General features: G+C 63.9%; 21 protein-coding genes. 14 read left to right on the top strand and 7 right to left on the bottom strand.

The features are described 5' to 3' along the window. Positions 1–142: 142 nt before the first annotated feature. Positions 143–1,690, bottom strand: coding sequence for an EAL domain-containing protein (locus QRN22_RS20685; protein ID WP_042556017.1), 1,548 nt, complete (start codon positions 1,688–1,690; stop codon positions 143–145). A gap of 243 nt (positions 1,691–1,933) precedes the next feature. Between QRN22_RS20685 and acs the strand changes: the two genes are divergently transcribed. From acs to argR, 6 genes are all read left to right on the top strand, one after another. Continuing rightward, positions 1,934–3,895: an acetate--CoA ligase gene (acs, locus tag QRN22_RS20680; RefSeq protein WP_042556018.1), complete on the top strand. Its 1,962-nt coding sequence runs from the start codon at positions 1,934–1,936 to the stop codon at positions 3,893–3,895. 374 nt (positions 3,896–4,269) lie between these two features. Then, positions 4,270–5,049, top strand: coding sequence for an L-arginine-binding protein AotJ (gene aotJ, locus QRN22_RS20675; protein WP_042556019.1), 780 nt, complete (start codon positions 4,270–4,272; stop codon positions 5,047–5,049). Between the two features lie 169 nt (positions 5,050–5,218). Then, positions 5,219–5,908: an ABC transporter permease gene (locus QRN22_RS20670; RefSeq protein ID WP_179538003.1), complete on the top strand. Its 690-nt coding sequence runs from the start codon at positions 5,219–5,221 to the stop codon at positions 5,906–5,908. Between the two features lie 10 nt (positions 5,909–5,918). Beyond that, positions 5,919–6,617, top strand: coding sequence for an ABC transporter permease (locus tag QRN22_RS20665; protein ID WP_042553201.1), 699 nt, complete (start codon positions 5,919–5,921; stop codon positions 6,615–6,617). A gap of 54 nt (positions 6,618–6,671) precedes the next feature. Beyond that, positions 6,672–7,436, top strand: a complete 765-nt coding sequence (locus QRN22_RS20660) for an ABC transporter ATP-binding protein (protein ID WP_042553202.1) — start codon at positions 6,672–6,674, stop codon at positions 7,434–7,436. 59 nt (positions 7,437–7,495) lie between these two features. Continuing rightward, positions 7,496–8,476 carry a transcriptional regulator ArgR gene (gene argR / locus QRN22_RS20655; protein ID WP_042553203.1) on the top strand — a complete coding sequence of 327 codons (981 nt, stop codon included), beginning with the start codon at positions 7,496–7,498 and terminating at the stop codon, positions 8,474–8,476. Positions 8,477–8,629: 153 nt separating this feature from the next. On the opposite strand, the gene QRN22_RS20650 is transcribed toward argR, so the two are convergent. Genes QRN22_RS20650 through coxB form a run of 3 tightly spaced genes read right to left on the bottom strand, consistent with a single transcriptional unit; the run spans position 8,630 to position 12,398 of the window. Beyond that, entirely contained in the window at positions 8,630–8,983 is a 354-nt protein-coding gene (locus tag QRN22_RS20650; RefSeq protein ID WP_042553204.1) for a hypothetical protein, read from the bottom strand. After that, complete coding sequence (gene ctaD / locus QRN22_RS20645; RefSeq protein ID WP_042553205.1) at positions 8,983–11,511, bottom strand: cytochrome c oxidase subunit I; 2,529 nt, start codon at positions 11,509–11,511, stop codon at positions 8,983–8,985. Before ctaD ends, QRN22_RS20650 begins: the two co-directional genes overlap by 1 nt. After that, positions 11,508–12,398, bottom strand: coding sequence for a cytochrome c oxidase subunit II (gene coxB, locus QRN22_RS20640; RefSeq protein WP_042553233.1), 891 nt, complete (start codon positions 12,396–12,398; stop codon positions 11,508–11,510). Before coxB ends, ctaD begins: the two co-directional genes overlap by 4 nt. A 132-nt stretch (positions 12,399–12,530) precedes the next feature. Here coxB and QRN22_RS20635 point away from each other — a divergent pair, with 132 nt between their 5' ends. After that, entirely contained in the window at positions 12,531–12,989 is a 459-nt protein-coding gene (locus tag QRN22_RS20635; protein ID WP_042553206.1) for a DUF2231 domain-containing protein, read from the top strand. A gap of 45 nt (positions 12,990–13,034) precedes the next feature. Here QRN22_RS20635 and QRN22_RS20630 read toward each other — a convergent pair whose 3' ends face one another. Beyond that, a complete protein-coding gene (locus QRN22_RS20630) occupies positions 13,035–13,448 on the bottom strand; it encodes a CopD family protein (protein ID WP_042553207.1) in 414 nt (137 codons plus the stop codon). Positions 13,449–13,821: 373 nt separating this feature from the next. On the opposite strand from QRN22_RS20630, the gene moaA reads away from it, so the two are divergent. The 5 genes from moaA (at position 13,822) to QRN22_RS20605 (ending at position 18,749) form a co-directional block, all read left to right on the top strand. Then, entirely contained in the window at positions 13,822–14,817 is a 996-nt protein-coding gene (gene moaA / locus QRN22_RS20625; RefSeq protein WP_042553208.1) for a GTP 3',8-cyclase MoaA, read from the top strand. A 278-nt stretch (positions 14,818–15,095) separates the two neighbouring features. Further along, on the top strand, positions 15,096–15,545 hold the full coding sequence (locus QRN22_RS20620) for a PA2169 family four-helix-bundle protein (protein ID WP_042553209.1): 450 nt from the start codon (positions 15,096–15,098) through the stop codon (positions 15,543–15,545). A gap of 204 nt (positions 15,546–15,749) precedes the next feature. Beyond that, positions 15,750–16,895, top strand: coding sequence for an ABC transporter substrate-binding protein (locus QRN22_RS20615; RefSeq protein ID WP_042553210.1), 1,146 nt, complete (start codon positions 15,750–15,752; stop codon positions 16,893–16,895). Then, entirely contained in the window at positions 16,888–17,970 is a 1,083-nt protein-coding gene (locus QRN22_RS20610) for a FecCD family ABC transporter permease (RefSeq protein WP_052493770.1), read from the top strand. The genes QRN22_RS20615 and QRN22_RS20610 overlap by 8 nt, the downstream gene beginning before the upstream one ends. After that, complete coding sequence (locus QRN22_RS20605) at positions 17,967–18,749, top strand: ABC transporter ATP-binding protein (protein WP_042553211.1); 783 nt, start codon at positions 17,967–17,969, stop codon at positions 18,747–18,749. Before QRN22_RS20610 ends, QRN22_RS20605 begins: the two co-directional genes overlap by 4 nt. 282 nt (positions 18,750–19,031) lie before the next feature. Here the strand turns inward: QRN22_RS20605 and guaD are convergent, their stop codons facing one another. Both guaD and QRN22_RS20595 read right to left on the bottom strand, forming a co-directional pair. Beyond that, entirely contained in the window at positions 19,032–20,339 is a 1,308-nt protein-coding gene (gene guaD / locus QRN22_RS20600; protein ID WP_042553212.1) for a guanine deaminase, read from the bottom strand. 159 nt (positions 20,340–20,498) lie between these two features. Next, a complete protein-coding gene (locus QRN22_RS20595) occupies positions 20,499–21,728 on the bottom strand; it encodes an MFS transporter (protein ID WP_042553213.1) in 1,230 nt (409 codons plus the stop codon). Positions 21,729–22,011: 283 nt separating this feature from the next. On the opposite strand from QRN22_RS20595, the gene smc reads away from it, so the two are divergent. Both smc and zipA read left to right on the top strand, forming a co-directional pair. After that, entirely contained in the window at positions 22,012–25,500 is a 3,489-nt protein-coding gene (gene smc / locus QRN22_RS20590; protein ID WP_042553215.1) for a chromosome segregation protein SMC, read from the top strand. A gap of 225 nt (positions 25,501–25,725) precedes the next feature. Beyond that, entirely contained in the window at positions 25,726–26,553 is an 828-nt protein-coding gene (gene zipA, locus QRN22_RS20585; RefSeq protein ID WP_042553216.1) for a cell division protein ZipA, read from the top strand. Positions 26,554–26,610 lie beyond the last annotated feature (57 nt).

The following is a 26,610-nucleotide window of genomic DNA, read 5'->3' as shown; positions in this document are numbered from 1 at the left end:
GACCTACGTGCCGTTCATCTCGCTGGGGCTGCCGAACTGGCTGGGCATGAACTGATCACCGACTGAGCAAGGCGCTTCCTGCTCGGCAGGAGGCGCCTGGCCACTTTCCTCGTCCCGGCCTCTGCGCCGGGTTTTTTATGGCTCAGACAACCTGCGGTGGCGTTTCCAGAGCCTTGAACAACGCGGGTGCAGGCATCGGCCTGGCGAACAGGTAGCCCTGCAGGAACTGCACGCCGCGCTGGCTGAGGTACTCACTCTGCTCAGCGGTTTCCACGCCTTCGGCGACCAGACCGAGCTCCAGGCGCACCGCCAGGTCGAGGATGTTGTCGAGGATATGCCGGGACAGGGCGTCGGAGCCGATCATGGAGACGAAGCTGCGATCGATCTTCAGGTAGTCGACGCGAAATTCACGCAGGTAGGCGAGGCTCGAGTGGCCGGTGCCGAAGTCGTCGATGGCGATGCGCACACCCAGCTCGCGCAGTTCGGTGAACAACCGGTCAGTCACCGCGGTGGGCGTGATCATCTGGCGCTCGGTGAGCTCCAGCACGAGGTTGATGCGCCGGGCAGGGAAGGCCGCCAGAAAGTCGCGGCACTCTTCCAGCAGGTGCAGGTTCTGACAGTGCGCTGCCGTGACGTTGATGCCGATATGAAAACCCGGCGGCAGATCGTGCGCTCGGCTGGCGAAATCTTCGCGTACCTGGTTCATCAGGGCGCTGGTCATGGGCACGATCAGGCCGCCACGTTCGGCCAGCGGGATGAACTGATCGGGGGGCACCAGGCCTTCTCGGGGATGCTGCCAGCGCATCAGCACCTCCACACCATCCCAAGTGCCATTGCGAGCGTCCACCAGAGGTTGGTAGTAGGGGATGAACTCACCCGCCTCCAGGGCGCGCTGCAGCTCGCCGCTGGGCGAGGCCGAGCGCAGGCTGAAGCGATAGGTCACGGTGCCAGCCAGTGCACCGAGCATCAGGAACAGCAGGAGCTGCGGCAGATAGTGTTCACGCATGTACTGCAGCGAGACGCCGCTCGGGTAGCTGGCCAGGACCCTGAACGGATAGCGCGACGATGCGGTGCTGTAGGGATAGTCGGTGTATTGCGTGGCTGCGCTCTGACTGACGATGCCATCGGCGGTCATCCAGTTCTCTCCCACCGTCAGTTGCAGGGGAACCTCCTGGCCATTGACCTGCAGCAGGTTGTTGAGGTGCTGGCCGTCGATGCCGATGAGCACGCTTCCATTGGTGTCGCTCTGGCGGTACACCAGCAGTGCACGTTCCGGCGTGACCGGGTTGCCGGCCATCAGGCGCAGGCGACCCTCGCTGTAGGCGGCAGGTTCTTCGGCGATGCTGTACGGCCCCATCAGCGATGTGCAATAGATGATGCCGTCATGCACCAGATTGACCGAGCGCGCGAAGGGGCTGGCGGTAGCCTGGCGACGAAGTTGTGGCTCCACTTCCGCACAGGCGCGGCCCGATAGCTCGATCACTGCATCGGCAGCCTGAGCGGCATTGTCGAGTACCACTTCCAGCTGGGCCTGGGCATCCAGCGCGCTCTTTTCCGCGCGATTGGTCAGCAGCGTCGCGGCCTGCCAGTACATCAGCGGTATGCCCAGCAGCAGCGGCAGTGCCGCGACACCCAATGAGGTGCTCAGGCGCCGAGCGCGTCCGCGGGAGCGAAGAGTGGAGAAGGGCATGAGGGTCCTTGGTCCGGATGGCTGTAATCAGCTTAGCGAAAGCTGTACGGCAAGAATGTCCGCTGCGTCTCGAATCGTCTGCAGCGCGCGGCCGAACGGCGTGCCGAGGATCTTTCGCTGGCCGGGCGGAGCGGCTGCGACCAAGGTCTAGCGGCGGTAAGACCATGGTCGAATGGTTGTAAGCAGGGGGGATGGTTACAAATGTACTCATAGAAGAACAACATCAATAACCGAGGTGATTCAATGAGTGCTGCGTCCCTGTATCCCGTGAGCCCCGAGGTGGCGGCCAATTCGTTGACCGACGAAGCCACCTACAAAGCCATGTACCAGCAGTCCGTGGTCAACCCGGATGGCTTCTGGCGCGAGCAGGCTCAGCGCCTCGACTGGATCAAGCCTTTCACCAAGGTCAAGCAGACCTCGTTCGACGACCACCACGTCGATATCAAATGGTTCGCCGACGGCACGCTCAACGTTTCCTACAACTGCCTTGATCGCCACCTGGCGGAGCGCGGCGATCAGATCGCGATCATCTGGGAAGGCGACGACCCGTCCGAGCACAAGGAAATCACCTACCGCCAACTGCACGAGCAGGTGTGCAAGTTCGCCAACGCCCTGCGCGGCCAGGACGTGCACCGCGGTGACGTGGTGACCATCTACATGCCGATGATCCCGGAAGCCGTGGTCGCCATGCTGGCGTGCGCCCGCATTGGTGCCATCCACTCCGTGGTGTTCGGTGGCTTCTCGCCGGAGGCCCTGGCCGGGCGCATCATCGACTGCTCCTCCAAGGTGGTGATCACCGCTGACGAAGGCCTGCGCGGCGGCAAGAAGATTCCGCTGAAAGCCAACGTCGACGACGCCCTGACCAACCCTGAAACGCGCAGCATCCAGAAGGTCATCGTGGTCAAGCGCACGGGTTCCGAGATCAAGTGGAACCAGCACCGCGACATCTGGTTCGAGGACCTGATGAAGGTGGCCGGCAGCGTTTGTGCGCCGAAGGAAATGGGCGCCGAAGAAGCGCTGTTCATCCTTTACACCTCCGGCTCCACCGGCAAGCCCAAGGGCGTGTTGCACACCACCGGCGGTTACCTGCTGTATGCCGCGCTGACCCACGAGCGCGTGTTCGATTACAAGCCGGGCGAGATCTACTGGTGCACCGCCGACGTGGGCTGGGTCACCGGCCACAGCTACATCGTCTATGGGCCGCTGGCCAACGGCGCGACCACGCTGCTGTTCGAAGGCATCCCCAATTACCCGGACGTGACCCGCGTGTCGAAGATCATCGACAAGCACAAGGTCAACATCCTCTACACCGCGCCGACCGCGATCCGCGCCATGATGGCCCAGGGCACCGCCGCCGTCGAAGGTGCCGATGGCTCCAGCCTGCGTCTGCTCGGTTCGGTGGGCGAGCCGATCAACCCGGAAGCCTGGAACTGGTACTACGAGAAGGTCGGCCAGTCGCGCTGCCCGATCGTCGACACCTGGTGGCAGACCGAAACCGGTGGTTTCATGATCACCCCGCTGCCGGGCGCGACGGCACTCAAGCCGGGCTCGGCAACCCGTCCGTTCTTCGGCGTGGTACCGGCACTGGTGGACAATCTGGGCAACATCATCGAGGGCGCTGCCGAAGGCAACCTGGTGATCCTCGATTCCTGGCCGGGCCAGTCGCGCAGCCTGTACGGTGACCACGACCGTTTCGTCGATACCTACTTCAAGACCTTCAAGGGCATGTACTTCACCGGTGACGGCGCACGCCGCGACGAAGACGGCTACTGGTGGATCACCGGTCGCGTCGACGATGTGCTCAACGTGTCCGGCCACCGCATGGGCACCGCGGAAGTGGAAAGCGCCATGGTCGCCCACCCGAAAGTCGCCGAGGCTGCCGTGGTTGGCGTGCCGCACGACATCAAGGGACAGGGTATCTATGTCTACGTGACCCTGAATCAGGGGCAGGAGCCGTCCGAGCAGTTGCGCCAGGAGCTCAAGGCCTGGGTGCGCAAGGAAATCGGTCCGATCGCCACCCCGGACGTGATCCAGTGGGCGCCGGGGCTGCCGAAGACCCGCTCGGGCAAGATCATGCGGCGCATCCTGCGCAAGATCGCCACGGCCGAATACGACGCTCTCGGCGACATCTCCACGCTGGCCGATCCGGGCGTGGTGCAACACCTGATCGACACCCACAAGTCGATGCAGACCGCCTGCGCCTGATCTGATCCCGCGCTGAACGCAAACGCCCCGCGCTGGCACTGCCGCGTGGGGCGTTTTGCGTGGGGCTGCCGTTCACTGTCGATGGCGACGTGCGAGTTGCTTCCACAGCGGGATTGCAGGCCTGCTCTCGGGCCACTGTCGCCAGGAATCCGATCTCGCCTATTTTCATTCTGTCAAGATGCTCTTGTCGGTGCTCTCTCTCATCTGTAATTAGTTGTCGCATCTGGGAAATATCGCCTGCCGCGCTATCGCTAGAATGCCGCACTTCCGTGCGACGCCCGCAGCCCTGCGCTACGCTGGCGACGTCACTACTCCATGGCCCGGGTAACCCGCCCAGGGCCAGCGAAACCCTATCCCTGTCAGGAGTTTCCTTCATGAAAAAGATCGCACTGCTCGGCGCGCTGGCACTATCCCTGCTGTCGCCGCTGACCATGGCCCAGGAGGCCAAGGCGCTGCGTATCGGTATCGAAGCGGCTTACCCGCCGTTCGCCTACAAGACTCCCGACGGCAACATCACCGGCTTCGACTACGACATCGGTGTCGCCCTGTGCGAAGAGATGAAAGTCGAGTGCAAGTGGATCGAGCAGGAGTTCGACGGCCTGATCCCGGCACTCAAGGTCCGCAAGTTCGACGCGGTGCTGTCGTCGATGTCCATCACCGAAGAGCGCAAGCGTGCCGTGGACTTCACTGGCAAGTACTACGCCACGCCGGCCAAGCTGGCGATGAAGAGCGGTGCGGTGATGAACGACGTGGCCACCGACCTCAAGGGCAAGAAGATCGGCGTACAGCGTTCCTCCGTGTATGACCGTTACGCCACCGACGTTTTCGGCCCGGCCGGTGCCGAGATCGTGCGTTACAGCTCGCAGAACGAAGTGTTCCTGGACCTCAGCGCTGGCCGCCTGGATGGCACCATCGCCGACTCGGTGAACATCGAAGACGGCTTCCTCAAGACCGACGCTGGCAAGGGCTTCGCCTTCGTGGGCCCGGATTTCACCGAAGAGAAATACTTCGGCGAAGGCCAGGGCATCGCCGTGCGCAAGGGTGACAAGGCGCTGGCCGAGAAGATCAGCGCCGCGATCCTGGCCATCCGCGAAAACGGCAAGTACAAGGCCGTCCAGGACAAGTACTTCAGCTTCGACGTCTACGGCAAGTAAGGCCTCGATCTGCTGCGCTTGGGCCATGCGGCGTTGAAACACGCGCGCACGGTCGTAGTTCGCAGATCGTGGCTTCTTGTCGAAGGGTGGCACACGCCGACTGTTCTTGGCGTGTGCCACTTTTGCGTTGCATTTCCGGCGCCCGATGGCGCACCCATGAGGTAAGCGGATGCTCAACGGCTACGGCTCGTCCATTCTCGATGGCGCCTGGCTCACCCTGATCCTGGCGCTGACGTCGATGGCGGTGGCCATCGTGCTCGGCCTGGTTGGCGCTGCGTTTCGGCTGTCGCCAGTGCGCTGGCTGGCGGTACTCGGTGAGACCTATTCGACAGTGATCCGCGGCATTCCCGATCTGGTGCTGATCCTGCTGATCTTCTATGGCGGACAGGATCTGGTGAACCGGGTGATGCCGATGCTCGGCTATGACGAGTACATCGATATCAATCCTTTCGTCGCCGGCGTGTTCACCATGGGCTTCATTTTCGGCGCCTACCTGTCGGAAACCTTCCGCGGTGCCTTCATGGCCATTCCCAAGGGGCAGGCGGAGGCGGGGGCGGCCTATGGCATGAGCAGCCTGCAGGTGTTCCTGCGCATTCTGGTGCCGCAGATGATCCGTTTCGCCATTCCCGGGTTCACCAACAACTGGCTGGTGCTGACCAAGGCCACGGCGCTGATCTCGGTGGTCGGTCTGCAGGACATGATGTTCAAGGCCAAGAGCGCCGCCGATGCCACGCGTGAGCCCTTCACCTTCTACCTGGCGGTGGCCGGCCTGTATCTGCTGATCACCAGTGTCTCCCTGCTGGCCCTGCGTTATCTGGAAAAGCGCTACTCGGTCGGCACCAAGGCCGCCGAACTGTGAGGGGCGAACGATGATCTTCGATTACACCGTCATCTGGGACAGCCTGCCGCTGTATTTCGGCGGCGTACTGGTCACCCTCAAGCTGCTGGCCATCGCGCTGTTCTTCGGCCTGCTGCTCGCCGTGCCTCTGGCGCTGATGCGCACCTCGCGCTCGCCGTGGGTCAACGGCCCGGCCTGGCTGTACACCTACGTGATTCGCGGCACGCCGATGCTGGTGCAACTGTTCCTGATCTACTACGGCCTGGCCCAGTTCGAGGCGGTGCGTGAGAGCGTGCTGTGGCCGTACCTGTCCAATGCCACCTTCTGCGCCTGCCTGGCGTTCGCCATCAATACCAGCGCCTACAGCGCCGAAATCCTCGCCGGCAGCCTCAAGGCCACGCCCCATGGCGAGATCGAGGCGGCCAAGGCGATGGGCATGTCGCGGGCCAAGCTGTACCGTCGCATTCTGCTGCCTTCGGCGCTGCGCCGCGCGCTGCCGCAGTACAGCAACGAAGTGATCATGATGCTGCACACCACCAGCCTGGCGTCCATCGTCACGCTGATCGACATCACCGGTGCAGCGCGTACGGTCAGTTCCCAGTATTACCTGCCGTTCGAGGCGTTCATCACCGCCGGCCTGTTCTACCTGTGCCTGACCTTCATTCTGGTGCGCCTGTTCAAACTGGCCGAGCGTCGCTGGCTGGCCTACCTGGCGCCGCGGCGCAGCTGACCGGCCATTATTACGAAGTAGCGGCATGACATCGGGTTCAAGAGAGTGGAAAGCATGTACAAGCTCGAAGTGAAGGATCTGCACAAGCGCTACGGCAGCCACGAGGTGCTCAAGGGCGTATCGCTGGCTGCCAAGGCCGGCGACGTGATCAGCATCATCGGCTCCAGCGGTTCCGGCAAGAGCACCTTCCTGCGTTGCATCAACCTGCTCGAACAGCCCCACGCCGGGCAGATCCTGCTCAATGGCGAGGCGCTCAAGCTGGTGCCCGGCAAGGATGGCGCCCTGCGCGCTGCCGATGACAAGCAACTGCAGCGCCTGCGTTCGCGCCTGGCCATGGTGTTCCAGCACTTCAACCTGTGGTCGCACATGAACGTGCTGGAAAACGTCATGGAAGCGCCAGTGCACGTGCTGGGCATGAGCAAGGCCGAGGCCCGCGAGAAGGCCGAACACTACCTGCAGAAGGTTGGCGTGGCGCACCGCAAGGAGGCCTATCCGGCGCACATGTCCGGCGGCGAGCAGCAGCGCGTGGCGATTGCCCGGGCGCTGGCGATGGAGCCGGAAGTCATGCTGTTCGACGAGCCAACCTCGGCGCTGGATCCGGAACTGGTCGGCGATGTGTTGAAGGTGATGCGCGATCTGGCTGGCGAGGGGCGTACCATGGTGGTGGTGACCCACGAAATGGGCTTTGCCCGCGAAGTCTCCAACCAGTTGCTGTTCCTGCATCAGGGCCTGGTGGAGGAGCAGGGCGACCCACGCGAGGTGTTGGCCAACCCGCAATCTCAACGTCTGCAACAGTTCCTCAGCGGTAGTCTCAAGTAGTTGGCGTTATCATCCCTGCACGCTCCTTTCCACTGCCCTCAGAGCCCGACCTGCCCATCATGACTGCTCACCGAATCGGCTTCCTGCTTTGGCCTTCCACCAAGCCCCTGACACTGGCGCTGGCGGAAGAGGCCCTGAGCGTCGCTCAGCGCGTTCATCCGGAAGTGGTTTACGAGGTGTCGTTCCTGCAGGCCGAAGAGCCTGTCGAGGGGGCCTGGCGCCTGCCGGGCAGCCCTTGGGCCGGTGGGCTGGAGGGCTACCGCAAGCTGTTCCTGCTCGCCGATGAGCCACCAGCCACCGTAGCCCCGGCATTGGCCGCGGCGCTCAAGCAGGTGGCGCGCAGCGGCTGCTGCGTGGGAGCGGTCGCCGCTGGCGTCTATCCCCTGGCCCAGCTCGGCCTGCTCGATGGCTATCGGGCGGCCGTGCACTGGCGCTGGCAGGATGATTTCGCCGAGCGCTTCCCCAAGGTGATCGCCACCAGCCACCTGTTCGACTGGGATCGCGATCGCCTCACGGCCTGCGGCGGCATGGCGGTAATGGACATGCTGCTGGCCCTGCTGGCCCGTGATCATGGGGCCGAACTGGCCGGCGCGGTATCCGAGGAGCTGGTGGTCGAGCGCATTCGCGAAGGTGGCGAGCGTCAGCGCATTCCGTTGCAGAATCGCCTCGGCTCCAGCCATCCCAAGCTCACCCAGGCGGTGCTGCTGATGGAGGCCAACATCGAGGAGCCGCTGACCACCGACGAGATCGCCCAGCATGTCTGCGTGTCGCGTCGGCAACTGGAACGCATCTTCAAGCAGTACCTCAATCGCGTGCCCAGCCAGTACTACCTGGAACTGCGCCTGAACAAGGCCAGGCAACTGCTGATGCAGACCAGCAAGTCGATCATCCAGATCGGCCTGTCCTGCGGCTTCTCCTCGGGCCCGCATTTCTCCAGCGCCTACCGCAACTTCTTCGGCGCCACACCGCGGGAAGACCGCAACCAGCGGCGCAGCAACAACCCCTTCGAACTGACCTCGGCGCCCGTCGAGCGCGGCTGATGATTACCGGTGGACGAGGCGCTCCTCGTCCACCAGCATCGGTCAGCCTGCAGTGGTGTACGGCGCTTTTCCCGCCCACCACTGCAGGCTGACGACCAACCGGTGTTCGTGAAAGTCAGGCGCCGCTGTTTCAGCAGGTTTCTCCGGGCGTTTTCAGGCGCAGGGCGGCAGCGCCATGATCGGCAGGGCGATGAACACCACGGCGATGGCGGCGATCAGATTGCCACCGGCCGACACATTCGCCACGAACCGCTCGCGGTCACTGCGGTCGGGCTGCCGTGCCGCGTTGTGGAACAGACGCGCCAGGGCCAACAGCATGAGCGTGGTGAACAGCGACAGAGCCGCCAGGGTCAGATTCAGCCAGGTCCAGGGCCCGTCATCCAGCGGCGGTGGCGCGACCGAGCAGCCAACGCCCTGGCCGCCGTACAGCGCGACGAACCAGAGGCTCCAGATACTCAGGCCGGTGACCATGTGGATCGGGTTGTAGGCCGAGCGCAGGCTTTGCATCACGCGCCTCCGAATGCGGGGGGGAAAAGAGCGATGGCGAAGTAGCTCGTCCACAGCACACCGAGGCTGTAGTTCCAGAACTGCGCCACCACCAGCGGTTCGTAGGGCGACTCGGCGCTGACGTAGCCGATGCGCACGCGCAGTGCCTGCAAGGCGCTGAGCGTGCCAGCGAGCAGGGCGTGGCCAAAGCTGTAGGCGAGCATCACGAAGATCACCGCATCATGGGCACGAACGGTGGGCTGCAGTGCCTCGCTGAGCAGCGCCCAGAGCAGCAGCGCGGCCTGTATCAGGCCGATCACGGCAAGGCCCATCTGGCAGGTCAGCAGGCCTCGGTCGTCTCTCTGGCGCAGGCGGGCGAGCACCCGCCGGTGCCAGGGCGTGGCCAGGGTCAACAGCAGGGCGCTGGCGAACAGCAGCCAATGGTTGAATACCGGCGCATCCGGCACCTGCCAGTTCGGCGCCACCGTCCATAGGTAGAACCAGCCGAACAGCAACGCCAGGTACAGTGCGCCATTGGACAGCAGGGTCACGCCCATGCCCCACAGCCCCGGGCCGTCGCAGGTTCGCGAATGCAGCGGCGGTTCGCCGGGCTGGGTCTTGGCGTCCGGGGCCGCCTTGGGGTGGGCGCCGTTCTCCCAGCTCCAGCGCAGCAGCACCACGATCGAGGCGAAACAGCCCACCAGCGCCAGGGTGTAGGTCTTGGTCAGCAGGCTCAGGCACACCACGGCGATGCAGCAGGCGGCAATGAACGGCAGCCAGCTGTTGCCGGGCAGGTGGATGATTTCCCTGACTTCGCCGGTCAGCGGGTCGACGCCCCAGGTTTCCCGACGGCCGTGGTCGATCACCGTCAGGGCATGTTCACCGCGGGCCATGCTGTCGCCCAGATCCGGGTCACGCCACAGCGGATGGCGGTCGGTGATCTTGGCCAGGCTGACGAAGTTGTAGGGGTTGGGTGGCAGGCTGGTGGCCCACTCCATGGTATCGGCCTGCCAGGGATTCTTGCCGGCGGGTTTGCCGTAGCGGTAGTGCAGGATCAGATCCAGCAGCAGGGTGGCGATACCAATCACCATGATGAAGCTGCCGATCGACGAGATCAGGTTGGGCATGTCCCAGCCCAGGCCCGTGTCGTAGGTGTAGATGCGTCTCGGCATGCCCAGCAGGCCGGTCCAGTGCATGATCAGGAAGGTCATGTTGAAACCGATGAACACCAGCCAGAACCCCCACTTGCCCAGGCGTTCGGAAGCCATGCGCCCGGAGAAGTGCGGCAACCAGTAATACAGCCCGGCGATCAACGGAAAGAGCATGCCGCCGATCAGCACGTAGTGGAAATGCGCGACCACGAAGTGGGTGTCGTGCACCTGCCAGTCGAAGGGCACCAGAGCCAGCATCACCCCGGTCAGCCCGCCGCACACGAAGGTGATCAGAAAACCCACGAGCCAGAGCATCGGGACGTTGTAGCGCGGTTTGCCGAGCCACAGCGTGGCGATCCAGGCGAATACCTGAATCGCCGTGGGTATCGCCACCAGCATGCTCGCCGCGGAGAAAAACGCCTGGGCCAGCTGCGGGATGCCCACCGTGAACATGTGGTGCACCCACAGGCCGAAGCTGATGAAGCCGGTGGTCAGTACACCCAGCACCACGGCGCGATAGCCCACCAGCGGGCGGCCGCAGAACACCGGCAGCAGGGTGGAGACGATGCCGGCGGCCGGCAGGAAAATGATGTACACCTCGGGGTGGCCGAACAGCCAGAACAGGTGCTGCCAGAGCAGCGGATCTCCGCCGCGCGCCACTTCGAAGAAGGGCAGGCCCGCGGCCCGTTCAAGCTCCAGCAGGATGCTGCCGAGAATCAGCGGCGGAAAGCCGATGACGATCATCATCGCCATGGTCAGGATGTACCAGGCGTAGATCGGCATTCTGTTCAGCGCCATGCCTTCGGCACGGGTGCGCAGGATCGACACCACCAGCTCGACACCGGCCGACACCGCGGAGATCTCCACGAAGGTGATGCCCAGCAGCCAGAAGTCGGCGTTGATTCCCGGTGAATGCGCGGCGCTGGACAGCGGCGTGTACATGAACCAGCCAGCGTTGGGTGCCACGCCCAGGAGCAGGCTGGAACAGATGATCAGACCGCCGAACAGGTAGCACCAGTAGCCCAGTGCCGAGAGCCGTGGAAAGACCAGGTCGCGGGCACCGAGCATCTTCGGAATCAGGTACACCGCCAGGCCTTCCATCATGGGCACGGCGAACAGGAACATCATCACCGTGCCGTGCATGGTGAACACCTGGTTGTACATTTCCGCGCCCATGAAGGCGTTGCCCGGCAGTGCCAGCTGGGTGCGGATCAGCATCGCCAGCAGGATGCCGAAAATGAAGAAGCCCAGGCCGGTGACCATAAAGCGCAGGCCCAGGGTGGTGTGGTTGACGATGGTCAGCGCACGCCAGCCCCTCGGGTTGCCCCACACCTCGTTGAACTGGTCGTGCAGGGCGTCGGTGTCTTCGCCGCGTTGTGTTTCGCGCGTTTCACTCATGGTTCGAGGCCCTCCAGCCAGGTGGCGATGGCCTGCAGGTGCTTGGCATCGAGGTCGTCGGTCAGTGGCATGCCGGTGCCCGGCTTCAGGCGCCCGTGCTCCTGCAACCAGGTCAGGATGGCACCGGGTTCGTTGGGCATTACGCCGCCACCCAGGTTGCGGCGGCTGGCCAGGTCGGTGAGATCCGGCGCGCGGTTGCCTGCGCTGACGCCCGCCACGCTGTGGCACATGCCGCAGTGAGCGAGGAAGGTGTCCGCAGCCGGGCCTTGCAGCGCCTTGACCCTGGGCTCGCGACGAGCGTCGATCCAGGCAGCGAAGTCCTCTTCGCTGTGGGCCTGCACGTCGAGAATCATGTGGCTGTGCTGAGTGCCGCAGAACTCCGTGCACTGGCCACGAAAGGTGCCAGGTGCATCGGCCTGCAAGCGGATGCGGTTCTCGCGGCCGGGAATCATGTCGATCTTGCCGCCCAGGCGCGGCACCCAGAAGGAGTGGATCACGTCGGCGCTGCTGACGGTGATGTCCACCGGGCGGCCTGCGGGCAGATGCAGCTGGTTGGCGGTCACCACGCCGCTGTCCGGGTAGCGCACCTCCCACCACCATTGGTGGCCGATCACATGGATCTGCACCGGCTGCTCGCCGAGAATCGACAGCTGCATCATGCGCTGCCCCACGGGAATGCCGAATGCCAGTAGCACGGTAACGGTGACCGTCGGCAGCACGATGCCGCCGCCGATCAGCCAGCGACGCTGGATACGCTTGGCATCCTCAGCCGAATACTCGCGCGGCTTGCGCCACATGGCGTAGACCCACAGCGCGCTGACTACCACCAGGACCAGGCCGAAGAAGCCGCACATGGCCCACCACAACAAGGCGATGTCGCGCGCCACCGGACCGGCTGGGGCCAGAATTGATTGGTCACCACTGCAGGCGGAGATAATCGGAACTGCTGAGGTCAGCGCGGTCAACTTGAGTAGAGCCGGGTAAATGCGGCCATCTTTCGAATCGACAGGGAGGCCGCCATGGCTGAGCAACAAGAGTCCATCATCAGTCGCGCGGCCATCGCCGGCCACCCTTTGCACCCGATGATGATCCACTTCCCGGTCGCCGCCTTGCTGGGCCTGGTGGCCACCGATTTCGCCTACTTCTGGACCACCGACCCGTTCTGGGCGCGGGCCAGCCTGTGGCTGGCGGGCGTCGGTGCCGCCGGTGGCTGGATCGCCAGCATCGCCGGAATGATCGACCTGCTGACCGTGAAACGTATTCGCCAGAAGATCAGCGCCTGGTGTCACGCGATCATCGCCGTGATGATGCTGTCCCTGGCCTCGCTGAACTGGATGCTGCGCTACCGCCACGGTGACGAGGGCTTCGAAATGTGGGCGTTCTACCTGTCGCTGTTCACCGCAGGGCTGATCGCGATCGCCGCTTACCTCGGCGGGCGCCTGGTCTACGAGCAGGCCGTGGGTGTCGATGTCGATTGAATCCGGCTTTAGCCCGCCTGCATTCATGGGGGGATGACTCCTCATTCAGAAGGGTTTGGCCAGTACCAGCCACAGGGTGAAGGCGATCATGCTCAGCGTGACGCCACCGATTGCCGCGCAGGCGACCGTCAGGCCTGGTCTTGGGTGGCGCTCGCAGAGCAGGATGAGCATTCCGCACAGCGCGTGGCAGATGACCAGCACCGCCACGGCCGAGAGCTTGGCCACCAGCCAGATACCGAAGGTGCCGTCACGCAGGAACAGCGCCGTACCGCTGCCGATGGCGATGAGCGCTGCCGGGGTGGCGACCAGATTGAAGAGGCTGCGGTTGAGTTCGGGGTGGCCCGGGCGCTCGATCGTGTGCGCCGTGCGGCAGCTGGCCGCGATCAGCGCTGGCAGATAGAGCAGGGCGCCGCACCAGGCGATCAGCGCGGTGAAATGCAGCAGTTTCAGCAGTGGCATCGGTGCCCTCCATAGCCAGTCGTCCCGGGTCAGTCCGTGTGACTCCCCGTTGCGAAACCCGGTTCGACCTTTCCGCCGAGCGCATCCGGGCAGGCTGGCTCTTCTTGTCTCGCGCTGTGAGCCCCGGCATGACTGGCCTGTAGCCCAGCGGCCGGGCAGGGGAACGGTCTCTGCAGGCATGTCGAGCGGCCTTGGTTGTGTCACTGAATGTGTGGTTATTGGCGGGCGGGGCCACACGATCTGACCCGCGGACCGGCGCGCCAGCAAGGTAGGCGTGGTAAACTGGCGACCTCTTCGTAGGCCATGACGGCTACGCACTGCCGCTCACGTGGCAGCCATGAATAGCTGGCCCCAGGGCCGGGAGTTGGGCTCCATGAACACGACGCAGTTGGTCGATCCCTTCGGCCGGCGCATTACCTACCTGCGACTCTCGGTGACCGATCGCTGCGATTTTCGCTGCACCTACTGCATGAGCGAAGACATGGTCTTCGCCCCGCGTGCGCAGATCCTCACGCTGGAGGAGCTGTACACCGTGGCCGATGCGTTCATCGGGCTGGGTGTCAAGCGCATCCGCATCACCGGTGGCGAACCGCTGGTGCGCAAGAATCTGCTCAGCCTGCTGCGTCGTCTCGGCGAGCGTCCGGAGCTCGAGGACCTGTCGATCACCACCAATGGTTCGCAGCTCTCGCACATGGCGGGCGACCTGCGTGCAGCCGGCGTCACCCGCCTGAACGTCAGCCTCGACTCGTTGCAGCGCGAACGATTCGCTGGTTTCACTCGCCGCGACATGCTCGATCAGGTACTGGCTGGCATCGACGCCGCAGTGGCCGCAGGCTTCAAGCGCATCAAGCTGAACAGCGTGGTGCAGACCGGGCGCAACGATGACGAAGTCCTTGGCCTGGTCGAGTACGCCATGGCCCGCGGCCTGGATATCAGTTTCATCGAAGAGATGCCCCTGGGCAGTGTGGTCAGCCATCAGCGTGAGCAGACCTTCTGCTCCAGCGAGGTGGTGCGCGAGCGCATCGAAGAGCGTTACTCGCTGGTCCGCAGCAGCCATGTCACAGGCGGCCCGTCACGTTACTGGCAGGTCAGCGGTAGCGATACCCGGGTCGGTTTCATCTCGCCGCACAGCAATAATTTCTGCGGCGACTGCAACCGCGTACGGGTGACCGCCGAGGGCAAGCTGGTGCTTTGCCTGGGGCACGACAATGCCCTGGATTTGCGCACCCTGATGCGCGCTCACCCCGGCAACAGCGAGCGACTGCGCGACGCGCTGCTCGAGGCCCTGCAGCTCAAGCCCGAACGCCACCACTTCGAAACGGATGAACAGGTGCAGGTCATCCGTTTCATGAGCATGACCGGCGGCTGAGAACCTGGCCAACGCTTGCTGCGTTCGTCTGCCACCGCGACCAGCCCCGCCTGTTTTGCCAGCGGCGTGTTGCCCGCGATGCCTCGAGCGGCTTGCGAGACAAAAGCTCTCCAGACGAGCGGTTCGCGCCCAGGCCGCGCGCGGCTTTGCCTGCAGCCGCTTGATGCCGCTCGGTGCACGGCGCTGGAAATTGCCCTGAACCTCCTCGACGAGCGCTCACTCCACTTAAGGGAGCGGCCCATACAGGGCTAATTTCTGAAGCTACGAGGAGATTCAAAGTGGATAACAAAGACGTTATTTCGGTACTGAACGACCTGATCGAAACCAGCAAAGATGGCGAGAAGGGCTTCAGCGAGTGTGCCGAGGACGTGAAAGAGCCGCGACTCAAGAGCTTCTTCACCCAGCGTTCGCAAGACTGCGCCAGTGCGGCTGCCGAACTGCAGCAGCTGGTGCGTGGCCTTGGCGGTGATCCGGAAACCAGTTCGAGCGTGGCGGGTGCTCTGCACCGTGGCTGGGTCGACCTGAAGTCGCTGGTGACCGGCAAGAGCGAAGAGGCCATCCTCAACGAGTGCGAGCGTGGCGAAGACGTGGCACTGAAAAACTACCGCGAAGCGCTGCAGAAAGACCTGCCAGCCAACGTGCGCAGCGTTCTGGAAAAGCAGCTGCAAGGTGTGCAGCGCAACCACGATCAGGTCAAGTCGCTGCGTGATACCGCACGCGCCAGCTGATCTGGATTCGTTGAAAAGGGGACGCCTCAGGGCGTCCTTTTTTGTGGCCGCGATTTCTTGCCAGCAGCGGCGAGGTCTGGGTTTCATTCATCGAGAATAGTTCTTAATGACGCTGGCGCGAGCCTTTGTTACGCTATATTTCCGTTTTTTCCGCTGCTGGCGTTCGCCGCCTGCTCCATCGCGCAGTAAAAGGTTTCTCCCTTCATGAATGTCTCCGCGCCTCTCGTCCGCCTCGCGGCCGCTCTCTGCCTGTTGCTCAGCGCTGTCGCGCATGCCACCGACTACCCACTCAGCGTGACCGACCTGGCCGGCCGCCAGGTGACCATCGAACACGAGCCCCAGCGCATCGTCCTGCAAGACGGCCGTGACCTGTTCAGCCTGGCGTTGCTCGACCGGGAAGACCCCTTCAAGCGCATCGCGGTGTGGAACAACATCATCAAGCGATCCGATCCAAACACCTGGCAGGTGTTCCAGAAGCAGTGGCCGAAGAGTTCCGGGCAGGCCGTCGACATGCAGTTCGGCGACGACGGCGACATGAACCTGGAGGCCGTTGTCGCTGGCAAGCCCGACCTGCTGGTATTCCAGCTGCGCGCACGCAAATCCTTGGAGGGCGCGGGTGTCGAACGCAAGCTCGCGGCCCTTAAGATTCCGGTGATCTACATCGACAGCGACCTGGATCCCGTCACTAACAGCCAGAAGAGCGTGGCCCTGCTCGGCAAGGTGCTCGACCGCGAAGCCCGCGCCACCGAGTACCTGGATTTCTACACGGCGCGTCTGGCGCAGGTTGATCAGTTAATCACCGAGCAGGGTAAGCGCCCGCTGGTATTCGTCGAGGCCAAGGCCGGGCAGGGCGGCGCCACCAGTTGCTGCTTCACCCATGGCGATGTGTACTGGGGCAAGCTCGTGCAGGCTGCTGGTGGCGACAACCTGGGTAGCCAGTTGCTGCCGGGCGCCACCGGTGACGTGACCCTGGAAACGGTAATCAGCAAGAAGCCCGAGGTTTACGTGATGAGTGGTACTCAGTTCCCGGGCAACACCTCGATTTCGCCACCCTTCGGCTTCGGTCCGACGGTGTCGCAGGCAGCTATCGACAAATCCATGGCTCAGTTGCTCAAACGCCCTGGCATGGCGCAGCTGCAGGCCACCCAGCAAAACCGCGTGTATGGCGTTTACCACCAGTTCTACGCCAGCAGCTGGAATATCCTGGCGGTCGAGTACCTGGCCCAGGCCTTCTACCCGAAAGCTGCCGAACGTCTTGACCCGGCGGCGAGCACCCGCACCTTGCTGGGCATGACCGGCCTTGGTGAGGTACCGGCGATCCTCTTCGGTCAGGCGCCTGCCAGTGAGTGATTCTGCAGTGGGCGCGCTGCCCGCCGACGGTTACCAGCAGCGTTACGCCAGGGCGGTGTGGCAGCGCAGCCTGCTGCTAGTCGGCCTTTTGCTGGTGGCGCTGATCGCCTTCATCGCGGATCTGGTGGTGGGCTCGGGTACGCTGAGTTTCGCCGATGCGGTGCAAGGCCTGTTCACCCCGGATCGGGTGGACGCCTCCACGCGGGTTATCCTCTGGGAGCTGCGCATGCCGATGACGCTGATGGCGGTGCTGGCCGGTACCTGCCTGGCACTGGCCGGGCTGATCATGCAGACGGTGCTCGACAACCCGCTGGCCGAACCCTTCACCCTCGGCATTTCTTCGGCAGCCGGATTCGGTGCAGCGCTGGCGCTGACCTTCAACCTGTCCCTGGCGCAGTGGCTGCCGGGTTTTGGTGCCGAGATGGTGGTGACGGCCAACGCCTTTCTGTTCTCGCTGCTCACCGTTGGCGTGATCCTGCTGCTGACCCGTGGGCAGATCGGCCTGCAGGCCATCACCCTGCTGGGGATCGCGGTGCATTTCGTGTTCAGCTCGCTGCTCGGCCTGGTGCAGTACGTTTCCAGCGTCGATCAGTTGCAGAGCATCGTGTTCTGGCTGATGGGCTCCTTGCTGCACGTGACCTGGAGCAAGGTCGCGCTGTGTGCCGCCATTGCGCTGGTGGCCGTGCCGCTGGTGCTGATGCAAGCCTGGGCACTGACCGCCTTGCGCAGCTTCGGCGAGCAGGCGGTGGTGTTCGGGATTCGCGTCAAGCGCGTGCGCACCCTGATGCTGGTGCTGGCGGCACTGCTGGCCGGTGCGGTGACTTCGGTGGTCGGCATCATCGGTTTCGTCGGCCTGGTCGCGCCGCATGTAGCGCGCTTACTGGTCGGCGAGGATCAGCGCTTCACCATTGGCGTGACGCTTGCCTGCGGCATCATCTTCGTCACGCTGGCGTCCCTGGCGAGCAAGCTGATCGTGCCGGGTGCCGTGCTGCCCATCGGTATGGTCACCTCGCTGATCGGTCTGCCGTTTTTCATCATTCTGATCCTGCGTGACCGGAGGCTGACGTCCCGATGAGTTTTGTCTGTCAGGATTACCGTGTTTCCCTTGGCGGTCGGCCGATCATCCGCGACTTCGCGGTACGTGCCGAAGCGGGCCGTACCCTCGCGCTGCTCGGCGCCAACGGTGCAGGCAAGTCGACGTTCATGAAAGGCCTGTGCGGGCTACTGCGTGCCGAGGGCTCGGCGACCATCGACGGCACGCAACTGATCGGCCTGGAGCCGGCATGGCGGGCGCGGCTGATCGGTTACGTGGCTCAGGACCTGACCCACCTCGATGTACGCCTGTCGACCTACGAGCTGCTGCTCCTGGCTCAACACGGCGGCGCGCGCGGCTGGGCCACCCAGCGGGACAGCCAGCGACGGGCCAGTGAAGTACTCGAACTGCTGGGCCTGCAGCGTTTCGCCGAACAGCAGCCGGGGCAGTTGTCCGGTGGCGAGCGGCAGATGATCTCGTTGGCCCTGGCACTGGTGCGCAGCCCGCGCCTGCTGCTGCTCGACGAACCCACCTCGGCGCTGGATCTGGCCAACCAGTTGCACATGCTCGAGGCGGTGAGCGCCTACACCCGCCGTGAAGGCATCGTCACCCTGGCGATCTTCCACGACATGAACCTGGCCAGCCGCTACGCCGACGACGCGCTGATGATCCGCGACGGCCAGGTGCACGGCTGCGGCACCACCGAAGCGATGCTCACACCGGCGCATCTGGCGGCCGTGTATGGCGTCGATTGCCGAACCCTGAGCGTGGACGACGGCGCTTACACCGCTATCTACCCAGTGTCGGTGATCGGCGCGTAGCTCCCCCAAGACCCACTGCCCGTAGGAGCCGGCTTGCCGGCGATTGGTGGCCCATGCTGCTGGGCTGGCGGAATACCTGCGGTCGCATCGCCCGCAAGCGGGCTCCTACGGGTATCCACAATCATGTAGGAGTCGGCTTGCCGGCGATTGGTAGCCATGCTGCCGAGCTGGCTGGATTCCTGCGCTCATATCGCCCGCAAGCGGGCTCCTACAGTCCATACGATCGCGTAGGAGCCGGCTTGCCGGCGATGCTTTTCGCCTGCAAACCGGGTTTCTCCAGTATCAGCTATCGCGGCGGTGCACGCTCTGCCCGGCGGCGAAGGTTTCCTTGATCACCCGGTCGTCACCCAAGGTAATCAGGGCGAACAACCGTTCGGCCAAGGTGTTGCTTTGCTTGAGGCGATAGTCGATCAACGGCGTGGCCTGGTAATCGAGCACCACGAAATCGGCATCCTTGCCCGCGCCGAAGTTGCCGATGCGCTCGTCCAGATACAGCGCCCGGGCGCTGCCTAGAGTGGCCAAGTACAGCGACTTGAACGGGTCCAGCTTCTGCCCCTGCAACTGCATGATCTTGTACGCCTCGCTCAACGAGCGCAGCTGCGAGAAGCTGGTGCCCGCGCCGATATCTGTACCCAGGCCGACGCGTACCTTGTGCTGTTCCATGCGTCGCAGATCGAACAGGCCGCTGCCGAGAAACAGGTTGGAGGTGGGGCAGAAGGCGACTGCCGAGCCGGTTTGCGCCAGGCGTTCGCATTCCGCATCGCACAGATGCACCGAGTGGGCGAATACCGAGCGCGGGCCGGTCAACTGGTGCTTGTCGTAAACGTCCAGGTAGCCGCTGTTTTCCGGGAACAGCTCCTTGACCCACTCGATCTCCTGGCGATTCTCCGAGAGGTGGGTATGCAGGTACAGATCCGGATACTCCTGCAGCAGGCGCCCGGCCATGGCCAGCTGCTCCGGCGTGCTGGTCGGCGCGAAGCGCGGGGTCACCGCGTAGTGCAGGCGACCCTTGCCGTGCCAGCGTTCGATCAGCTCACGGCTGTCGGCATAGCCGGTTTCGACGGTGTCGGTCAGTGCTGCGGGGGCATTGCGATCCATCAGCACCTTGCCGGCGATCATGCGCAGGTTCAGCGTTTCGGCCGCTTCGAACAGCGCATCTACCGACTGCTTGTGCACGCTGCCGAATACCAGCGCCGTGGTGGTGCCGTTGCGCAACAGTTCCTTGAGGAAGACAGCTGCCACTTCGCTGGCGTGGGCCTTGTCGGCGAAGCGCATTTCGGTAGGAAAGGTGTAGGTGTTCAGCCAGTCGAGCAACTGCTCGCCGTAGGCACCGATCATGCCGGTCTGCGGGTAGTGGATATGGGTATCGATGAAACCGGGGGTGATCAGCGCGTTTTCGTAATGGGTCAGCGCGATGCCAGGCAGGCGCGGCAACAGATCGGCCGCATGGCCAACCTCGCGGACCTTGCCATCCTCCACCAGCAGAATGCCGTCCTCGAAATAGGCGTAGGACGCTTCGATACCGACTTCGGCCGGGTCGGCCAGGCTGTGCAGAATGGCGCCGCGGTAGGCGTGGGTGACGTTGGACATGGGGCCTCGATTGCAATTCGGTGGAGCGGGGCTTGGCTTCGCGCAGGGAGAAACCAGCAGGGGCGAGCGCGTCGAGCGCAGGCATTCGCCGGGATGGAACGGGGATTTTGCTGGACAACGCCCCTGCCGACAAGAAAGTCGTCCCAGGGGCAGGTCGGATCAGGACGCCGTGCGCGCGGGCAGATCGATCGGTTGCGACACCGGCTTGGCGGTGCCCAGGGTTTCCGGCAGGAACATCAGCAGCAGAGCCGCGCAGCCGGCGACCGCCGAGAGCACCAGAAAGGCACTGTCGTAGCCGCCAGCTTCGGCCACGTAGCCAGCCAGGCCATTGCTAAGCGCCGCACCGATGCCGAACACCAGCGTCACTGCAGCCAAGCTGATGTTGAAGTGACCGCTGCCCTGGGTCAGATCGCGCACCATCAGTGGGATCAGGGCACCGAACAGCCCGGCACCAATGCCATCGAGCAGTTGCACCGAGACCAGCCAGACCGGGTCATCGCTGAGGGTGTACAGCACCCCGCGTATCGGCAGGATGAGAAAGCCGAACATCAGCAGCGGCTTGCGACCCCAGCTGTCGGCGCGGGCACCGACCAGCATCGCCGCGGGGATCATCACCAATTGGGCCGCGACGATACAGGCCGAGATCAGCGTGGTCGCCAGTTCGGGATTGGCCAGCGCCAGCTTCTGACCGACCAGTGGCAGCATGGCGGCGTTCGCCAGGTGAAACAGGGCGCAGCACAACGCCAGAAGAACCAGCGGTGGCTGGGTCAGCAGGTGGCGCAATGGGGTCAGCGCTCCACCGGTTTCCCGTCCCCGGGCCTGGTCGGCATCAATGGCCCGCGCGGGGATGCCAAGGGCCGAGATCATGCTCAGCAGCGCCATGCCGGTCATCAGATAGAACACCGCCACGGGGCCCCACAGGTAGGCGCAAGCGCCGGCCAACAGAGCCGCGCAGGCATTGCCCGCATGGTTGAAGGATTCGTTGCGGGCGATGCGCCGGGTGAAGGCCTTGGGCCCCACGATACCCAGGGTGATGCCTGCCAGCGCGGGCGCGAATACCGAGGACGCCATGCCCGCCGCTACCTGGCTGATGGTGACCCAGGCAAAGTCGGCACGCCACAGCATGGCCAGGCATGCCGCAGTGACCAGTACGGCTGCGACGACGATCAGCAGGCGTTTGTCGCCCACCCGGTCGACCAGCGCGCCAGCCGGTACCTGCGAGAGCAGGCCGGCGAGCCCGCCGAGCGCCATGACCAGACCGATATCGCCTGCCTGCCACTGATGCACCGACAGCAGGTAGATCGCCAGGTAAGGTCCCAGACCATCGCGGACATCGGCCAGGAAAAAATTCAGGCGATCCAGATGGGCTGCCCATGCGCGTGTCGGCATGTTGATGAACCTCGAACAATGTAGGGGGAGTGCTGATCCGCGAGCGGCAATGGCGAGGAGGATTCGCCGGCCTGGCGTTTTGATGCGGCCGATCGAACGGCGTTCCATCGATCTTCAGATCGGGGCACAGTCAAAACACGCTGCTGTGCTAAACTCCCCGGCCTTTCTGGTGATCGGCCAGGTCCTGTCGCCTACAAAGCATTGCGCCTTCAAGGACATATATGACGCTGTGCGCCATTAACCCATCCACTCGATTCGTTGCCGTGTCGGCGAGCTCCCCTGCATGCGCCTGAAGTCCATCAAGCTGGCGGGCTTCAAGTCCTTCGTCGACCCCACCACGGTGAACTTTCCGAGCAACATGGCGGCGGTGGTCGGGCCCAATGGCTGCGGCAAATCCAACATCATCGATGCCGTGCGCTGGGTGATGGGCGAGAGCTCGGCGAAGAACCTGCGCGGCGAGTCGATGACCGACGTCATCTTCAACGGCTCCAATACCCGCAAGCCGGTGACTCAGGCCAGCATCGAGCTGATCTTCGACAATTCCGACAACACCCTGACCGGCGAGTACGCGGCCTTCGCGGAAATCTCCATCCGCCGTCGGGTAACGCGCGACAGCCAGAACACCTATTTCCTCAACGGCGTGAAATGCCGTCGTCGTGATATCACCGATATTTTCCTCGGGACCGGCCTGGGCCCGCGCAGCTACTCGATCATCGAGCAGGGCATGATCAGCAAGCTGATCGAGGCCAAGCCGGAGGAACTGCGCAATTTCATCGAAGAAGCGGCAGGTATCTCCAAGTACAAGGAGCGCCGGCGGGAAACCGAAAGCCGCATCCGCCGCACCCAGGAAAACCTCGCGCGTCTCGCTGACCTGCGCGAGGAACTGGAACGGCAACTCGAGCGCCTGCACCGCCAGGCCCAGGCCGCCGAGAAGTATCAGGAATACAAGGCCGAGGAGCGCCAGCTCAAGGCACAGCTGACCGCATTGCGCTGGCAGGCGCTGAACGAGCAGGTTGGCCAGCGCGAAGCGGTGATCGGCAACCAGGAAATCGGTTTCGAGGCGCTGGTTGCCGAACAGCGCAACGCCGATGCCAGCATCGAGCGCCTACGCGACGGTCACCATGAGCTGTCCGAACGTTTCAACCTGGTGCAAGGGCGCTTCTATTCGGTGGGCGGTGACATCGCCCGCGTCGAGCAGAGCATTCAGCACGGCCAGCAGCGCCTGCGCCAGTTGCAGGACGATCTGCGCGAGGCCGAGCGGGCGCGCCTGGAAACCGAATCGCACCTGGGCCATGACCGCACCTTGCTGGCGACCCTGGGCGAAGAGCTGGCCATGCTCGAGCCGGAGCAGGAACTCACCGCCGCTGCAGCCGAGGAGTCGGCTGCAGCTCTGGAAGAGGCCGAAACCGGCATGCACGGTTGGCAGGAGCAGTGGGACGGCTTCAATCAGCGCAGCGCCGAGCCGCGCCGCCAGGCGGAAGTGCAGCAGTTGCGCATTCAGCAGCTGGAGCACAGCCTGGAGCGCCTCAGCGAGCGCCAGCGCCGCCTGGTCGACGAGCTGCAGCAGTTGGCAGCTGATCCCGAGGATGCCGCGATCATCGAACTGGGCGAGCAGATCGCCGTTGGTGAGCTGGATCTGGAGCAGCTGCAGGAGCAGGAAGCCGAGCAGGCAGAGCGGCTGCAACAACTGCGCGAGGACCTTCAGCAGGCCGGCCAGGCTCAGCAGCAGGCGCAGGGTGAACTGCAGCGCCTGAGTGGCCGTCTGGCTTCTCTGGAGGCCCTGCAACAGGCTGCGCTCGATCCCGGCACTGGCGCGGCAGAATGGTTGCGCGAGCACGGCCTGGACAAGCGCCCGCGTCTGGCCGAAGGGCTGCGTGTGGAGACCGGCTGGGAATTGGCGGTGGAAACCGTACTCGGCGCCGACCTGCAGGCCGTGCTGCAAGATGATTTCAGCGGCCTGGACTTTTCCTCCCTCGAACAGGGCGAGCTGCGCCTGGTGTCGACCGGAAGCGATGGCCAGCGCATCGCCGGCAGCCTGCTCGACAAGATCGAATCACCGGTCGACCTGGCTCCCTGGCTGGGGCGTGTGCGCCCGGTCGAGAGTCTCGAGCAGGCCTTGGCCGAGCGCGCCGGGCTGGCCTCTGGTGAAAGCCTGGTCAGCCGCGACGGTTACTGGGTCGGCCGGCATTTTCTGCGCGTACGGCGTGCCAGCGAGGCGCAGAGCGGCGTGCTCGCCCGTGGCCAGGAGCTGGAAAGCCTGGGCCTGGAACGCGAAGAGCGTGAGGCCGCACTGGCGCTGCTCGACGAGCGCCTGCAGGGCTTGCGTGAGCGTCAGCGCCATGAAGAAGAATTGCGCGAGCAGCAGCGTCGTCAGTTGCAGGATCAGGCGCGGCGCCTCGGCGAGCTGAAGGCACGTCTGTCCGCTGGCCAGGCCAAGGCCGAGCAGTTGCTGCTACGTCGTCAGCGTATCGAGGCCGAGCAGCAGGAGTTGGGCGAGCAGCGTGCGCTGGAAACCGAACAGCTCGGCGAATCGCGCCTGTATTTGCAGGATGCGCTGGATAGCATGGCCCTCGACAACGAGCAGCGGGAAAGCCTGCTGGCCAGTCGCGACGCCTTGCGCGAGCGGCTCGATCGGGTGCGTCAGGACGCCCGCCAGCACAAGGACCATGCCCACCAGTTGGCGGTACGCCTGGGCTCGCTGCGCGCCCAGCACGATTCCACGCGCCAGGCGCTGGAGCGCCTCGAGCTGCAGTCCGAGCGCCTGCATGAAAAACGCGAGCAGCTGGATCTGAATCTGGAAGAGGGTGCCGCTCCGCTGGAAGAGTTGCGCCTGAAGCTCGAAGAGTTGCTCGAGCGACGCATGGGGGTCGAAGAGGAGTTGCGCCTGGCGCGCCTGGCTCTGGAGGATGCCGACCGCGAACTGCGTGATGCCGAGAAGCGCCGCACCCAGGCCGAGCAGCAAGCGCAGTTGCTGCGCGGCCAACTGGAGCAGCAGCGTCTGGAGTGGCAATCGCTGAACGTGCGCCGCAAGGCCCTGCAGGATCAGTTGCAGGAAGACGGCTACGACCTGCATGGGGTGCTCGCCACGCTGCCCGAGGGTGCGAGCGAGAACGCCTGGGAGCAGACGCTGGAGCAGATGGCGGCACGCATCCAGCGTCTTGGCGCGATCAACCTGGCGGCCATCGAGGAGTACCAGCAGCAATCCGAGCGCAAGCGCTATCTGGACGCCCAGGACGCCGACCTGGTCGAAGCGCTGGATACCCTGGAAAATGTCATCCGCAAGATCGACCGGGAAACCCGCAACCGTTTCAAGGAAACCTTCGACCAGATCAACGCCGGGTTGCAGGCGTTGTTCCCGAAAGTTTTCGGCGGCGGCAGCGCATATTTGGAACTCACCGGCGAAGATCTACTCGATACCGGGGTGACCATCATGGCGCGTCCGCCGGGCAAGAAGAACAGCACCATCCATTTGCTGTCCGGCGGCGAGAAGGCACTGACGGCGCTGGCGCTGGTATTTTCGATCTTTCAGCTCAATCCGGCCCCGTTCTGCATGCTCGACGAGGTGGACGCGCCGCTCGACGATGCCAACGTCGGACGGTACGCGCGGCTGGTCAAGGAGATGTCGGCGACCGTGCAGTTCATCTACATCACCCACAACAAGATCGCCATGGAAATGGCCGATCAGCTGATGGGGGTGACCATGCACGAGCCTGGTTGTTCGCGATTGGTGGCGGTGGATGTCGAGGAGGCATTGGCGATGGTGGACAGCTGATGCGTGGTTACACAGATTCTGTTGCGTAAAAACTGGCTGGAGTGGCGGTTTTACAGCGTTTTGCCGGTGTAAAGTTGCCTTTCGTCGTGCTAGCTTAACGCCCACTTTTGTTGCACGTGGGAAAACGCCATTCAGAACATGGAGTTGGCGCCACGTTTCAAGGTCATCGATACGGGCCAGGACGCCTTTTTTAATCAATTTTTGCTTTAGGGGTCAGGACATTTCATGGAATTCGGTCTACGCGAGTGGCTGATCATCATCGGCATCATCGTCATCGCCGGCATCCTCTTCGACGGGTGGCGGCGGATGCGCGGTGGCAAGGGCAAGCTCAAGTTCCGGCTGGATCGCAGCGTGTCGAACCTGCCGGATGACGAAGGGGATCCCGACGTGCTCAGCCCGCCACGGGTGATCGAGCGCAATCACGAGCCATCGCTGGACGAGGACGATCTGCCGTCGCTGAGCGCGCGGGACGTCAACAGCCGTCGTCGCGGCGAGCCGCGTCAGGGTGACCTGGACCTGGTCGCCGACGAGCCGGTGCCCATGCTGCTGACTCCAGTCGAAGACGAAGACACGGGCCGCGACAGCCTGTCCGCCAAGTCCGTCAACAAGGATCAGGCGCCGGTAGACGAAGTGCTGGTGATCAATGTCATCGCCCGCGACGAGCAGGGCTTCAAAGGGCCAGCATTGCTGCAGAACATTCTGGAAAGTGGCCTGCGTTTCGGCGAAATGGATATCTTCCACCGTCACGAAAGCATGGCTGGCAACGGCGAGGTGCTGTTCTCCATGGCCAACGCACTGAAACCCGGTACGTTCGATCTGGACGACATCGAAGGTTTCAGCACCCGAGCGGTGAGCTTCTTCCTTGGCCTGCCAGGCCCGCGCCACCCCAAGCAGGCCTTCGACGTGATGGTCGCCGCGGCGCGCAAGCTGGCTCACGAGCTCAACGGTGAGCTGAAAGACGATCAGCGCAGCGTACTCACTGCACAAACCATCGAACACTACCGTCAGCGTATCGTCGAATATGAACGCCGACTGTTGACCCAGAAGCGCTAAGCAGCCACTGCAAGCTGCGAGCCCCAAGCTACAAGCCGCGCGCTTGGCTTGGGGTTT

The organism is Pseudomonas sp. MEJ086, assembly GCF_030209025.1.
GTDB classification, from domain to species: Bacteria; Pseudomonadota; Gammaproteobacteria; order Pseudomonadales; family Pseudomonadaceae; genus Aquipseudomonas; species Aquipseudomonas fulva_A.
Note: the sequence above shows the minus strand (reverse complement) of the source record. Positions and strands in the feature narration are given on the sequence as shown.